The organism is Pseudorhodoferax soli, from assembly GCF_003337555.1.
In the GTDB taxonomy this organism is placed as follows: Bacteria; Pseudomonadota; Gammaproteobacteria; order Burkholderiales; family Burkholderiaceae_C; genus Pseudorhodoferax; species Pseudorhodoferax soli.
On record NZ_QPJK01000005.1, the window covers coordinates 311,520 to 326,122 of the forward strand.

Here is a 14,603-nt window from a genome sequence, read left to right on the forward strand (position 1 = left end):
GTGGCAATCCGGGTGCCCGGCCGGCAGCGGCTGTCGTGCCGCGGCATCGGAATTGCCCCGCAGTCGTGGGTGGCGTCTGCAAGCGGTGTGGACGCCCAAACCCTTTCATGGAGATGCGCATGACCAAGAAGCACGATTTCCTGCGCGATGAGCAGTCGCGCCAGAAACACCCGGAAAAGCACCAGGTCGGCAGTCCGGCCGACCTGCAGGCCAGCGCCGGGCAGCAAGGCCATCGGCCCGACGCGCAGGAGCCCGGCACGGGCAAGCTGGCCAACGACCACAACAAGACCGGGCAGCAGGCGCCATCGCAGACCAACCAGGGCCGACGCACCCCGGCCAGCCGGCACGACCGGCAGACCATGGGCGCAGGGCCGCAGAACCAGGTCTCCGCCCGCAAGGGCGGCGGCGGCGCCGGCCGCACGCCCCGGGGCAGCGGCTGAGCCGCATGCTGCGCGGCATCTGCGGCATCTGCAACGCCGGCTTGCCGGGCGCGCGGCCATGACCCCCGTCGACAACCCGGCGCTGGCGCTGTGGATGGTGGTGGTCCTGCCGCTGTGGGTGGCGGCCGGCTTCCTCGACTGGTGCTGCCACCGGCGCACGGCGATCGAACGCACCGGCGGTGTGCGCGAGTCGTCGTTCCACTTGGCGATGTTCGCGCAAATGGGCGGTGCCGCCCTGATGGGGCTGTTGCTGGAACCGACGGTGGCCGTGCTCGCCATCTTCGCCCTGCTGATCGCCACGCACGAGCTGACGGTCTGGCTGGAGCTGCGCTTCGTCGTCGGCCGCCGCGCGGTGGCGCCGTTCGAACAGATGGTGCACAGCTTCCTGGAGGTCCTGCCTGTCGCGGGCCTGCTCTTGCTGGCCCTCGCATCCGCTGCCAGTGGCGGGGGAGTCGACGGCGGCGAGGGCGGCCTGCGGTGGCGACGGCATCCGCTGCCGGGCTCCTACCTGGCTGCCCTCATCGGTGCGGTGCTGCTGCTCAATGTCGGCCCGCTGCTGGAAGAGCTGTGGCGCTGCGTGCGCCACCGGCGTGCCGGCACGGGCCCATGAGCGGCGCTGCGGGGCGTCGCCCGTCGGCGGGTGCGCGCGAGCGGCCTGGCCCGGGCCGCGATCGGCCGACCGGGCTCAGCGCCGGCGTGCAGGCCCTGGCGCTGGCGCTGTTGGCGCATCGTCCAGCGAGACGCTGCCCGGCACAGCGCGCAGGCAGACACTGTGGCGCCCCTCGCGCAGCGCCGCCGCAGCGTACCGGGTGATGGCCACGCGTTGCTGGGCCGTGGTGTCGAGCATGCCCCGCCAGTCCAGCGGTGGCACCGGGCGGATCTGCACGAAGACGCGGGCGCGACCCAGCCGCACGCTGGTGTGCAGGGTCTGCGTCGGCTCGCCGGGCGGCGTGTCGGTGTCGGGCACGGGACCCAGGCCGCGCACGCACAGTTCCATGCGCGGCAGGGCCGGCAGGCGGCGCATGTCGATCGACAGGTCGTCCGTGGCGGCGTTGCAGCGGGTGCCGGCCAGGCGGCGCACGGCCAGCGCCATCAAGGCCACGGCAAAGTCTTCGCCGGGGCAGCGGTGGTGGAGCGCGGCATCGCCGCCGCCCTGCGGCACGAAGCTGTAGCGGCCCGGCGCCGCCTGCAGGAAGCGCGCGGGGCGGAATTCGTCCGGCTGCTCCCAACAAAGCGGGTCGCGGCTGGTGCCGTACAGGTCCAGCAGCACGCGCTCGCCGTCCCTGAAGTGCAGGCCGTCCGCGTCGAAGGCGCCGTGCACGCGCGCCGTCGCCGCAGGAAAGAACGGATAGAAGCGGCGCACCTCCTGCACGAACGCGAGGACGCCGCTGTCGCTGTCCAGCAGCGCACGCGCATGCGGGTGCAGCAACAGCGCGTGCTGGCACCACGTGACGAAGACCGACACGGCGACGATGGGGCGCAGCACGTTGAGCAGCTCAACAGCCGCCACTTCGGTGGGCAGCCGCAAACCGTCCGGGTCGCGGTGCAACGCGATGGCGAGCGCAGCGCCGTCGGCGCGGAACACCGGCCTGGCGTCGCGTGCATCCTCGATGCAGCGGCCCAGCCAGCGTTGCAGCCACCGGCGCGACGCGCGCGCCCGCAGGTGCCCGGGCACGGAGGATGCGGCGCTGTCGAACAGGTCAACCATGGCGCGCTCGCAGCGCGGGCGCTCGTCCGCAGGCGGCATGGGCACGCCGGCCCAGGCCATGGCCGTCTCGAACAGCCAGTGCTGCATGAGCGGGTACAGCGCCTGGCCGCTTGCGGTGTCACCGTGGTGCGCCATCTGCACGCAGCGCGTCCAGCGGGCCTCGGCCGCCTGCAGCAGCGCGCCGACCGCCGGGCCACGCAGCAGGTGCAGGAACATCGCCTTGCGGTGCCGGTGCGCAGCGCCGTCCAGCGTCTGCACGCCGCCACGCCCGATCAGTGTGGCGAGCAGCGCGCCGGGCGCGGCGTCGTGGCGCAGCAGCTGCGGCGATTCGTAGAACACGCGCGCTGCGGCCGCGCCGGTCAGAAATACCGTGGGCTGCAGCAGCAGGCGGCCGCGCACGCCGCGCGTGCCTTGTGCCGCGCAGGCGCGCGCGATGAAGCGGTAGGGATCGGCGGCGAAGGCCAGCGTGCTGTCCCAGGCCTGGAGCTGTCCGACCCCGTGGCGGGGCGCTGCGGCGGAGGAGGTGGTTGGCGGCATGCGCCGGCGGGGCAAGGCACGTTCCCGCAGCGGGCAGCCCAGGCCGCTGCGCCGCGCCGACCGGCGAACGCGCATCTCCCGGGCCAGCGGAAATTCTTGCAGCCAGCCAGCCATGCCGGTGCGGGTGGTTGCTTTCTCGCCCGTGTCTCGCCCCGTGCGCAGCGCAGCCGCGGCCAGCCGGCCCTGGGATGGGGACCTGGCGTGCTGGCGCAGCGCTACGGCGCGGCCGCGTACCGCACGGCCGTGCGAGTCACGATGTCAGCGAGATCCGCACGGTGACCGGGCGCTCGCGCTCGTGGCGTTCCTGGCACGGCATGCAGCGCTCTGCGGAGGGCAGCGCCTGCAGCCGTTCGAACGCGATGTCGACGCCGCAGTCGATGCAATGGCCGTAGTCGCCGGCCCGCATGCGCTCGCGCGCATCGGCGATCTGCCGCAGCTCTTGCTGGTCGCGCTCCTTCTCGGCGTGCCGCACGGCAGTGCGGATCGCCTGCTCGCCGCGGTCGGCCTCGTCGGCGGGATCGTTCGGCGCGCCCGTGGTGCTGAGCGCGGCCTGCGCCGAGGCGTCGCCGGCCTCGTCGCTCAGCGTGCGGATCTCGTCTTCCAGCTCCGCCGCGCGCTCCTCGAGGCGGCGGGCGAGTTCAGCGGTCTGTTCTTCGGTGAATGAGGTCACGTCGGTCTCCTTGTGGCCTGCTGCGGCAAACGGCGTACCACCCCCGCGGACCCCTGCCGAGCGCCACCTGGCGAAACCGCGAGGACGCGCTGGACCCGACCCGATGACCACCGGTGCCGAGCAACCGGGCCGACTTGGCGCCCCAGATGCAGATCGGCCCCGCGCCGAATACCGTCAACCGTCCGTCAGAAACGGAATTCGCCGACCGAGCAACGAAATGTGTCAGCACCGTGCGCGTGCTGGAGTTCGCCTGTCCGCGCCCCGACAATCGGGCGGCGTGGTAGCCCGCTCCTCAGCCTTTCCTGTGCTGTGCCTGCAGCCCGGCCGGGCTCGACGCGGCATTCGTGGACCCTGCGGCCTGCCGAACGGCCCGGTGGCGCCTCTTTCCCACTCTTTCGCGTCCCTTGCCGACGGGCCGGCAGGGCACCTGGAGTCCGTTCGATGTTGGATACGCTGTTGCATGCCTTTGGAGCGGCGCTGGACGGCCTGGAGGTGGCGTACTGCGCCTTCGACAGTGCAGACCGCACCCTGGCGTGGAACGCCACCTTCCTGGAGATCTTTCCGGAGCACGACGGCAAGATCCACGCGGGCGAGCCCTACGCCGAGAACCTGCGCCGTTTCTACGCGGGGCGCCTGACCGAGCCGGAGCGCGTGCACATCGGCCGCTACATCGAGGAAGGCCTTGCAAGGCACCGGGCCCAGCGCCGCCCATACGAGTTCGACCACCGGGATGCCCGCGTGCGGGTGTCCTCTCTCGAGATGGGACGCTTCGGCCGTGTGCGCGTGTGGCGCAGGGTGGCGCGGCTGGCCACAGTGCAGACGCACCACGTGCCGAGCACACAGAAGCTGGCCGAACTGAATGCCACGGCCGTGCTGGAGAGGCTGGTGAACGGGGTTCTCATCGTCGACCTGGCCGACCGCTGCATGTGGGCCAATCAGGCCTTCCTAAAACTCTACGGCCTGCGTTCAGCCGAGACGGCCGTGGGCCTGTCGTTCGAGGCCATCTACCGAGACGCATGGCAAGGCCAGCAGGGCGACGGGGCGTTCTTGCAGAGCATGCTCGCGCTGCGCGAGAACCAGCGCTGCTCGGGCGCTCCGTTCGAGCTGGCGCTGCCTGGCGACCGTTTCGTCCGCGTCGTGGAGCAGCGTGGCGAGGTCGACGGCCGCGGGTACTTCGAGCACAGCGACATCACGGACCAGCGGCGCCAACAGGCCGCTCTGGCGGAGGCGGAGCGCCGCTACAGGCTGCTTGCCGAATTCTCCAGCGACCTCATCCTGTCCATCGAGGGCCGCACCATCGCCTACGCTTCGCCATCGTTGACAGAGCTGCTGGGGTGGACTGCCGCTGACGTCGTGGGGCGCTCGGTGGCGCGGTTCTGCCACCCGCAGGACTTCGGCCTGCTCGTCGCGCCTGCGGCGCCGCCGCAGTGCGAGCGCATGCAGGCCGACTACCGCGTTCGTGCGAAGCACAAGAACGGCTCCTATGTTTGGGTCGAGGGACGCGTGCGGCAACTGCCTGGACAGGCCGACGCGCACGGGGCTCGGCGCATCGTCAACCTGCGCGGCATCGATGCGCGCAAAGCCGTCGAGGAGAAGCTGGAGCGGGCGCAGGCCGAGTTGAAGGCCTTGGCCACGACCGACGCGCTCACAGGATTGGCCAATCGGCGCAAGCTCGACGAGGTCTTCGGTCTGGAGTTTCGGCGAGCGCTGCGCGAGGGCATGCCGTTGACGGTGCTCGTGCTGGACATCGACCACTTCAAGCGCTTCAACGACGTCCACGGGCACCAGCAGGGCGACAACGTCCTGCGTTCTGTCGGCGCCGTGCTTCAGAAATTCGCCGAACGTGCGGGGGACTTGGCGGTGCGCCTGGGCGGGGAGGAATTCGTGCTGGTGCTGCCTGCGACCGAGAAGGCCCGTGCCGTGGGTCTTGCAACGAAGATCCTGGAAGAAGTTCGCGCCGTGGCCGTGGGCGGGGCGCCGGGACAGGTCACGGCAAGCATCGGCGTGGCAACGCTCTACCAAAGCTCGCCCGTCGAGTCGGCCGACGCCTTGCTGGAATTGGCAGACCGGGCGCTCTATGCGGCAAAGCACGGGGGCCGCAACCGATTCGTCGAGGCGTCGACGTCCTCGTATGAGGCTGCGCCGCGCCAGGTGGTTGCCGAGCGAGGGGGCGGCGCGGGTTGACCTGCACCACCGCGTCCGGACAGGCATTGCGCCGGGTTTGAGACGCACAGCCCAATGCGGGGCTGTGGAAGCTACCTCAGGCAGACCTTGCAGCTGCCGCAGGGTTCGCTTCCTCTCGGAATGAAACGTCGATGCCGCGCACTTTGCCGTATGGCGAGGTCGGGCGTGACCGGCCCCTCGCGCCTCATCCACGCACGGGCCTGCCCCATCGGCCACGCTGACATTCGAACGGATTTCGCGCGAATCCCAAAGAAAATTTGTCCACTGAGCGAACTTTTTCCGCTTTTCGGGGCCCGGGTCTTCTAGACTGCGCGCACCTGAACCTTGCCCATGCAACGGGTCACGCGACGCGCGCGGTGCAGCACTGCGCGCTTGCTGTGGACGCCCGTATCAACCCCCTATCGCCACCGTGAGCCAAGCAGTCGCATCCGCTGCCGTCACCCAGACCAAGGAGCCCGCGGCCACGGTCGGGGATCTCTTTCGGGCCTTGTTCCATGACAGCCCCCGGCCGCTCATCATCTACAACGCGCACACGCTGCGCATACTGGCTGCCAACGGTGCGGCAGTCGCGTTGTACGGCTACGAGCAGGCGGAGTTCCGCGAGCTGGAGATTCCACAGCTGTGGTCCGAAGGCACGTCGGGACAGGCAGAACGCGCGAAGGAGGATGCGACCGCCTTCGTGCGCAGCCTTCCGCTCCAGCAGCCCACGCAGTTCTTTCGCCGCTTGCACGCCCGCAAGAACAGGCAGCCCCTGGACGTCGAGATATCGAGCACGCCCATCGGCTACGAGGGTGTTTCGGCCCGGGTTCTTCACGTGCTCGACCTCACGAAGAAGATGGAGGTGCAGCGGCTCGCTGCACAAGCCAGCCGGGCCCAACGCATGCTCAGCGCCTGCAACGAGGCCCTGATCCGCGCCATCAACGAAGAGGAATTGCTCAAGCGCGTGTGCGAGGTGGCCGTCGAGGTGGGTGGATATGTGCTCGCATGGATAGGCTTCGCCCAGCATGACGAGGACAAAACCGTTCTGCCCGCAGCAGTGGCCGGCGTGAACGGACATCTCGTCCTCGAGGCAGAGCTGTCCTGGGCCGCACAGGGCGACAGCGGAAAGAACTCGGCAGGCCGCGCCATTCGCGCCGGCAAACCCGACGTGACGTTCGACGTGAGAGAAGACGCCTCGTTCCCCATCTGGCAGGCCAGCGTTGACGCGATCGGCTACCGCGGGATCGTCAGCCTGCCGCTGCGACACAGAGGCACGGTTCTCGGGGCGATGTGCTTCTACTCGGCAGCGGTCGCGCATGTCGGCCCCAGCGAGTTGTCTCTTCTGGAGTCGTTGGCAGACGACGTGGCTTTCGGCATCGAGAACCTTCGCGTTCAGGACGAGCAGCGACGGCTTCACCAGGCAGTCCTGTCGGTCGGCTCCGCGGTCTCGCACAGAACGGGCGATGATTTCTTCGAGCACCTCGTCCAAGGCCTCGTCGAGGCGACCGGGGCACAGGCGGGCCAGCTGGCAAGGTTTCTTCCTGGCAGCCTGAGCAGATGCCAAAGCCGCTGCGCGACCTCCGGCAATGGGCAACTCCATCTGCCCGACTTCGATGTCGCCCCCGCGCTGGCATCGCAGATGCAGACGACCGAGGTCTTGTTCGCTGGAGAGCTCGGCGTGATGTCGTATCCCGACGCCCGGCTGGCGCAGCAGGTCGGTGCCGAGGCGTTCGCGATGCATCGGCTGGACGATGTGCAGGGAGAGCCCATCGGGTTCATCGCGGTCCTGTACCGGGCAGCCCAGCCGCAGTCGAAGTTCGTGGAAGCGATGCTCCGCATCTTTGCAGCGCGCGCGTCCGCGGAGCTGCAGCGGCTGCAGTCCGATGCCCGCATTCGCAGCCAAGCGTCGCTGCTGGACAAAGCACAGGACGCGATCTATGTGCGCGATCTCGACCACCGGATCCTGACCTGGAACCAGGGTTGCGAACGCATCTTCGGCTGGGGCGCGGAAGAGATGATCGGGCGCGACGCGACCGAATTCGGCTCCGGGAGCCTCGCGGAAAAATTGGCCCGCCATTCAGTCCTCCTGAAGGACGGCGCATGGTCGGGAGAAGCGATCCATCCGCGCAAGGACGGCAGCCTGGTGCAGGTCGAGACGCGTTGGACCCTTGTGCGAGACGACGCGGGGCGCCCGGAGTCCGTCCTGTCCATCAGCACGGACATCACGCGGCGCAAGCAGGCGGAAGAGGCTGTTCACCGGCTCGCGTTCTATGACACCTTGACGGGATTGCCGAACCGGCAGTCGTTCAACGCGACCCTGCGCGCGAGTCGCATCGGCAGCTCGAAAGCCGATGGGGCAGGGGCACTTCTCTTCATCAACATCGACCGGTTCAAGCTGGTGAACGAGACCCTTGGCCACAGCAAGGGCGATCTTCTTCTCAAGCTCGCATCGAACAGGCTGCAGACCGCGGTGATGCCGACGGGCTATGTCGCTCACATCGGTGCCGATGAGTTTGTGGTCCTGCTGGCCCCGACGCAAGGCAGCCTGGAAGACGCCCAGGCCCGTGCAGGACAGGTCTCGCGGAACATCGCCCAGGCCTTCAAGTCGCCTTTCCGGCTGGAGGAGTTCGTGCACATGGCCTCCGTCTGCGTGGGCATTGCGCCGTTCTTCGGCAACGCGTTCAGCGACGAAGAGCTGTTGCAGCATGCCGACCTCGCCATGATCCAGGCGAAATCGGTGGGCCGCGGCGTCGTGCGGTTCTACGATCCTCGGCTGCACACCGCCGCATCGGAGAGGGCCGCTCTCGAGAAGGACCTGCGCCATGCCGTCGCGCGTGGTGAGTTCGTCTTGCACTTCCAGCCGCAGTTGCGACGAGACGGCCGGTTCACCGGCGCCGAAGCCTTGCTGCGCTGGAAGCACCCGGAAAGAGGGATGGTTTCTCCGGCGAGGTTCATTCCCATCGCCGAAGACACGGGACTGATCCTCAGCATCGGTGCGTGGGTCCTGGAGGAAGCTTGCCAGCAGTTGGCGAAATGGCAGGACGCGCCGGCCGCGGACCTCCTCGCATCGGTCACGCTGTCGGTCAACGTCAGCGCAAGTCAGTTCCGGCAAGACGACTTCGTCGAGCAGGTCGATGCGTGCCTGCGGCGCCACTGCGTGCGGCCTTCGCGTCTGAAGATCGAGCTGACGGAAAGCCTGCTCGTCTACGACATGGAATCCATCATCCAGAAGATGCGCCAACTGCGCTCGCTGGGCATCGGCTTGTCGCTCGACGACTTCGGAACGGGATATTCATCGCTGTCCTACCTCACGCGGATGCCGTTGGACCAACTGAAGATCGACCAGGCCTTCGTGCGCGATGTCATCACCGACAGCAACGACGCCGCCATCGTGCGGAGCATCATCAGCCTGGGCCATGACCTGGGACTGACCGTGATGGCCGAGGGAGTCGAGGACGAGAATCAACGCGCCTTCCTGGTCGCCAACTTCTGCGACAGCTTCCAGGGCTACCTGTTTGCCCGTCCCATGCCACTGGACGAGTTGGAACTGTTTGCCCAACGCCACGTTGCCGTGAGCTCGGAGCTGCCCTCGAACCTCCTGCCCGTGCTGGCAGGCGCGGCACCGAACCACGACGAAGTCCTCGCGGCGGTCGCGCAGGCTGTCCCCGCGATGATTGCAGTCAACGGGCCAGACGAGCGCTATCTGTTCGTCAACCGGGCGTTCGAGAACTGGTTCGGGGTGGACTGCTCCGAGATCGTCGGAAGAACCAGCCTGCAAGTGCTTGGACGGACAGAGTACGAACGTTCTTTGCCGTGGATCGAACGGGCCCTCGGCGGTGAGACGGTGAGTTTCGAGAAGTCGTTTCCCGGCCGGATTCCTGCCGTTCATGTGGCGGTGAGCTTCATTCCCCTGAGAACTGCCGATGGTTCTGCGAATGGCTATGTCACCGTCGCACAGGACGTCACCCGCCACCGCGAGGAAGCGAATCGCCTGCTCCAGCTGTCCGAGCGGGACCCGCTGACTGGCCTGCTGAACCGCCGAGGCTTCGAACGCTATCTGGAGATGGAAGCTGCCGGCGGCAGAGGCCAACGCGTCGGCCTGCTGTATGTCGACCTGGACCACTTCAAGATGGTGAACGACGCGCACGGCCACCCGGTCGGAGACGAGGTGCTGCGCGAGTTTGCGCAGAGGCTGCGCCGGGTTGTCCGGCCTGACGACGGTGTCGCTCGCGTTGGCGGTGACGAGTTCGCAGTCATCCTCTCCGCCGTGCCATCGGAGGCGCTGTGCCATGCCGCAGCCGAGGAGGTTCTTTCGGTGATCGGGCAGCCATTCACGGTGGGGCAGGTGAGCTTGACCATCACCGCAAGCATCGGCATCGCCTTTGGCGCTGCGCCGGGCGAGGGGTATGAGCAACTGGTGAAGCGCGCCGACGCCATGCTCTACCAGGCAAAGGCCGGCGGTCGGGGCAGATGGGTCTAGCGCGAAGCTAGCGCGGGTCGTGCGCGGTGCGTGCCGGAGCCAGCCCGCCGCATATTGCCGGATCTACGCCGTCTGCTGCCGCTCCGAAGCGTCCTTGCCGCTCATGGTTAGACCGTAAGCCTGGAGGAATGCCGCCACCGATGGGTGACGTTCCATGCTTCCGAGCAGATGAACGGCGACCGCGCCATCGGGCGCCAATGACACGGTGGCCATGTTGACGGCGGTGTCGGACCACTCCACGCGCCGGCGTAGCCCGAGCAGTTCATCGGCGGCGCATTGCGCCTCAGCGGGCGTCAGCAGTTGGGAGGGGAGGTGGAACGACACGCCCGGAATGTAGATGACACACTTTGTTTCAGCTTCGGAGCCTTCCCGGATCTTCAGCAACCTGGTGGAAGGCTGCCGGTTCAGACCCACAGGGCCGCACACGCTCGGCGGTCACGCGTGTCGAAGTGGGCGTGCCACGGGCGTGCGAAACGTGACGGACCAGCGGTGCGCCTTCACGGGCGGTACGCAGTGCTGCCAGCCCCAGCGCGCAGCGCCTTCCATCTTGTAGATGGACCGCGGAGCCACGGCGAGCTGCAGGGCGTGGCGTTTGGCTGCGTCGTCAGGGGGGTAGGGCCGGAACCTCAGCACGGCATCGTTGCCGAGCGAGACGCCAACCACGGCCTCGAAATCAGGCACATCGCGGTGCCAGCCCAGGGGTGTGCCCGGTGCGTACTCGGCCACCAGGACCTGCACCAGTTGGCGAGGAGGCACGCCGAGCCAGGTGGCAACGCGGTCGCGCAGCGGCACGAGGCGCTCGTCCAATGCAGCTCCCGACCGCAACGTGTTCGTCTCGAAGTCATAGCTGCCGCCGAAGCTCACGACCTGGCGGCGAGCGGTGTACTCCCTGTACTTCGCTGGCTGAAACGGCAAGGTTCCGATGACCTCGAGCAGTTGCGCCTCTTCCTCCCGTGACAGGAAGTCGGGCTGGTACCGAAGGCCGGGTATGGACACGACCTCCTGGGCGGCGAACAAGTCGTTCTGCATGCTGCGTTGCCGAAGCGAGGCGCCGGTGGGGGCACGATGCGTTGATCCAATGCCGCCGCCACGCACAGGCTTCTAGTGGTAATACTGTAGTTATGCACAGTAATTCTAGAGCAGATCGTTTTCTCCATGTCTGCCCGCTGCCAAGACCTCCTTGCGCTCCGATGAACTTCCGGCAGCGCTGCCTGGAGCCAGCGGAAATGCCTTCGTCGACTTACAAGGTTCCTGCGGCATCGCGGCTTGCAAGCCGGTCCGCGCCGCTGGGTAACATGCGCCGCCCAAGCCTGTCACCACGCCGCCGAAGCCGCTCCAGATGAAATCACTCGACTCGCTGCGGATCTTCGTGATCACCCAACGGAAGGGGAGCCTCTCGGCCGCGGCGCGCAGCCTGAGCCTGTCGCCGGCCACCATCTCCCGCCGCATCACGGCGCTCGAGGAGGAGTTGGGCGTGCAGCTGGTCGACCGCACCAGCCGCAATCTCAAGGTGACCGAGGCCGGCCAGGCCTTCCTGGAACATGCCGAGCGTGTGCTCGAGGCCATGTCCGAGGCGGAGCAGGCCGCGCGCGACGCCCTCAAGCGGCCCGAGGGCCGGCTGCGCATCCATTCCCGCACGCAGATCGGCATCCGCGTGATCGCGCCGCTGCTGCCGCGCTTTGCCCAACAGTACCCGGACATCCAGGTCGAGTACGAGCTGTCCGAGCACCCCGTCAACATCATCGAGCAGGACTTCGATGTGGACATCCGCACCGGTGAGTCGACGGATTCGGGCTTCGTGATCAAGCGCCTGCTGAGCAGCGACGAGGTGCTGGTGGCCAGTGCGGCGTTCGCGAAGCGGCATCCGAACATCCGCCACCCGGACGACCTGCACCGCCTGCCCTGCCTGACCTACCGGCGCGAGCAGGAGTCGACGACGTGGAAGTACATCGACGGGCAGGGCGTGCAGCACGCGCTGCCGATCAAGGGCGTGCTGAGCTCCAACAACGGCGAGGTGCTGCGGCTGGCGGCCATCGGCAGCATGGGCGTCGCGCTGCTGTCCGAACCGGCCGTGCGGGCCGACATCGAGGCGGGCACGCTGGTGCGGCTGCTGGCGGACTATCGCTTTGCCGTGCGCCAGTTCTCCAACGGCGTGTTCGCCGTGTTCCGCCAGAACCGCGCCTTGCCGCTGAAGGTGCGGGCTTTCGTGGACTTCATGGCCGAGGCGCTGCGCGAGCCTGAGGCGCGCTGACCGGCAGGGCAGGGCCCGGTCATTCGACGTCGATGCGCACGCCGCTTTCCACCAGGGCCTGCAGCTTGCGCGATTCGGCCGCCAGGAAGGCGGCGAACTGCTGTGGCGTGCCGGGCGTGAAGTAGCAGGCCGGCCGCGTGGGGAACTCGGTCTGGGCGCTGGCCTGGTGCGCGAGCGCCAGCAGCACTGCGGCGCCGGCCATGCGGATCATCTGGCGCTTGTTCATGGCCGCAGTGTGGCGAGAACGGTGCGTGCAGGCGCGCGCTCAGGCGCAAAGTTGCTTTGCACAACGCGGTGGGCTTTGCGGCACGGCGCTTCCTACGATCCAGGCCCGGGTGCTGCCTTGCCACCAAGCGCTTGCCCAGGATCACACCATCGAGCCGTCAGCCAGCGTCCAGAAGAGAGAACCACCATGCGACCCGCCCATCCCGACACCCTGGCCGCGCACGCTCGCGTGCGTGCCGAACTCGACTTCAGCGACCGCGGCGACTTCGAGGACGTGCGCCGCGGCTTCATCGCCACCTTGCCCGACGCGCACATCGACGCCGACAGCGGCGGCGTCTCCTGGAGCATGAAGCCCTATGGCTTCCTGGCCGGCGAGTCGCCCGACACCGTCAACCCCAGCCTGTGGCGCATGTCGCAGCTGAACGCCGTGCACGGCCTGTTCGAGGTGAAGGAGGGCGTGTACCAGGTGCGCGGCTTTTCGCTGGCCAACGTGACCTTCATCGAAGGCGACACGGGCGTGATCGTGGTCGACCCGCTGCAGTTCACCGAGCATGCGCGCGCGGCCATCGCGCTGTACCGCGCCCACCGCGGCGACCGCCCGGTCGTCGCCGTGGTCTACACCCACAGCCACCGCGACCACTACGGCGGCGTGCGCGGCGTGATCGGGCCGGACGACGTGCGCCGGGGCGTCAAGGTCATCGCCCCCAACGGCTTCACCGAAGAGTCGTTCTCCGAATCCATCCTGGCCGGCGTGCCGATGCGCCGGCGCGCGCTGTTCCAGTTCGGCTGGTCATTGGAGCCCGGCGCGATGGCGCATGTGGACAGCGGCCTGGGCAAGGCCGTGGGCCGTGGCGGCGACGGCTTCGTCGCGCCGACCCTGCTGATCCGCGAGCCGACCGAGCGGCATGTGGTCGACGGGGTGGAGATCGTGTTCCACCTCACGCCCGGCACCGAGGCGCCGGCCGACATGAACATGCACTACCCCGGCCTGCGCGTGCTGAACCTGGCCGAGAACGCCTGCCACACCATGCACAACCTCTGCCCGCTGCGGGGCGCCAAGACGCGCGACGCACTGGCCTGGGCGCGCTACCTCGACCAGGCGCTCGACGCCTTCGTGCCCGGGGTGGACGCGCTGATCGTGCAGCACCACTGGCCGGTGTGGGGCAGCGAGCGCATCGCCCAGTACGTGGCAGGGCAGCGCGACATGTACCGCTACCTGCACGACCAGACGCTGCGCCTGATGAGCCACGGCCGCACGCCGCGCGAGATCGCCGAAGAGCTGATGCTGCCCAGCGAACTCTCCAGGCAATGGTTTGCGCGCGGCTACTACGGCGCCGTGGCGCACAACGTGCACGCGGTCTACGCCCATTACCTGGGGCCGTACGACGGCAATCCGGCCAACCTGAACCCGCTGCCGCCCGCGGCCTCCGCCGTGAAGTACATGGAGTACATGGGCGGTGCCGATGCGGTGGTGGCCAGGGCGCGGCAGGACTACGAGGCCGGCCAGTTCCGCTGGGTGGTCGAGGCGCTGAACCACGTGGTGTTCGCCGAACCCGGCCACCAGGCGGCGCGGCAACTGTCGGCCGATGCGATGGAGCAGATGGGCTACCAGGCCGAGTCGGCCACCTGGCGCAATTCGTACCTGCTGGCCGCACGCGAGCTGCGCAGCCGCTCGGCCGCCTCCGCGCCCAAGGGCGTGTCGATCAGCCCGGACATCGTGTCCATCCTGCCCTTCGGCAGCTTCCTGGAGTACCTGGGTATTCGCGTCAACGGGCCGAAGGCGCAAGGCCTGAAGGCGCGCTTCGACTGGCAGCTGAGCGATGCGTCCGGTGTGGACACGCACCGGCTGACCTTGTCCAACGGCGCGTTGAACCATTTGCCGGGCAGCCATGGCGCTGAAGCCGATGCCGTGGTGCGCATGTCGCGCGAGCAGCTGGGCCAGTTGTCGGCGGGACGCAGCGCCTTGCTCGCGGCCTTGGACCAACAGGAGCTCGATGTGCGTGGGAATGCGGCGCTGTTCCGCAGCTTCGTGGAGTGCCTGGACGAGTTCGACCCGATGTTCAACATCGTGGAGCCTTAGGGATGCGCGGCTGTAAGAACGGACTGACGCGATCTCAGCCGGCCAGCCT

Annotated in this window: 11 protein-coding genes; 6 read left to right on the top strand and 5 right to left on the bottom strand. The window is 68.3% G+C overall.

The annotated features are described in order from the left end of the window. The first annotated feature begins 119 nt into the window (after positions 1–119). The gene (locus DES41_RS19350) at positions 120–440 is read left to right on the top strand and encodes a hypothetical protein (RefSeq protein WP_245965801.1); all 321 of its coding nucleotides are present in this window, start codon (positions 120–122) and stop codon (positions 438–440) included. Between the two features lie 58 nt (positions 441–498). After that, positions 499–1,050, top strand: coding sequence for a hypothetical protein (locus DES41_RS19355; protein WP_245965777.1), 552 nt, complete (start codon positions 499–501; stop codon positions 1,048–1,050). A 75-nt stretch (positions 1,051–1,125) separates the two neighbouring features. On the opposite strand, the gene DES41_RS19360 is transcribed toward DES41_RS19355, so the two are convergent. Further along, positions 1,126–2,685, bottom strand: coding sequence for a cytochrome P450 (locus DES41_RS19360; RefSeq protein WP_114469538.1), 1,560 nt, complete (start codon positions 2,683–2,685; stop codon positions 1,126–1,128). Positions 2,686–2,935: 250 nt separating this feature from the next. Further along, complete coding sequence (locus DES41_RS39125) at positions 2,936–3,355, bottom strand: TraR/DksA family transcriptional regulator (protein ID WP_114469289.1); 420 nt, start codon at positions 3,353–3,355, stop codon at positions 2,936–2,938. A gap of 492 nt (positions 3,356–3,847) precedes the next feature. Between DES41_RS39125 and DES41_RS19370 the strand changes: the two genes are divergently transcribed. Together DES41_RS19370 and DES41_RS19375 are read left to right on the top strand one after the other, a co-directional pair. Then, positions 3,848–5,539: a sensor domain-containing diguanylate cyclase gene (locus DES41_RS19370; RefSeq protein WP_170168229.1), complete on the top strand. Its 1,692-nt coding sequence runs from the start codon at positions 3,848–3,850 to the stop codon at positions 5,537–5,539. A gap of 409 nt (positions 5,540–5,948) precedes the next feature. After that, on the top strand, positions 5,949–9,998 hold the full coding sequence (locus DES41_RS19375; protein WP_114469291.1) for a diguanylate cyclase domain-containing protein: 4,050 nt from the start codon (positions 5,949–5,951) through the stop codon (positions 9,996–9,998). A gap of 63 nt (positions 9,999–10,061) precedes the next feature. Here the strand turns inward: DES41_RS19375 and DES41_RS19380 are convergent, their stop codons facing one another. Both DES41_RS19380 and DES41_RS19385 read right to left on the bottom strand, forming a co-directional pair. Next, entirely contained in the window at positions 10,062–10,382 is a 321-nt protein-coding gene (locus DES41_RS19380; protein ID WP_114469292.1) for a hypothetical protein, read from the bottom strand. A gap of 51 nt (positions 10,383–10,433) precedes the next feature. Further along, positions 10,434–11,027 carry an alpha-ketoglutarate-dependent dioxygenase AlkB gene (locus DES41_RS19385; RefSeq protein WP_114469293.1) on the bottom strand — a complete coding sequence of 198 codons (594 nt, stop codon included), beginning with the start codon at positions 11,025–11,027 and terminating at the stop codon, positions 10,434–10,436. A 310-nt stretch (positions 11,028–11,337) separates the two neighbouring features. On the opposite strand from DES41_RS19385, the gene DES41_RS19390 reads away from it, so the two are divergent. Beyond that, positions 11,338–12,249 (top strand): LysR family transcriptional regulator, encoded by a 912-nt coding sequence (locus DES41_RS19390; protein WP_114469294.1) that lies wholly within the window; start codon positions 11,338–11,340, stop codon positions 12,247–12,249. A gap of 19 nt (positions 12,250–12,268) precedes the next feature. Here DES41_RS19390 and DES41_RS19395 read toward each other — a convergent pair whose 3' ends face one another. After that, entirely contained in the window at positions 12,269–12,475 is a 207-nt protein-coding gene (locus DES41_RS19395; protein WP_114469295.1) for a hypothetical protein, read from the bottom strand. Between the two features lie 186 nt (positions 12,476–12,661). Between DES41_RS19395 and DES41_RS19400 the strand changes: the two genes are divergently transcribed. Further along, on the top strand, positions 12,662–14,554 hold the full coding sequence (locus tag DES41_RS19400; protein WP_114469296.1) for an alkyl/aryl-sulfatase: 1,893 nt from the start codon (positions 12,662–12,664) through the stop codon (positions 14,552–14,554). Positions 14,555–14,603 lie beyond the last annotated feature (49 nt).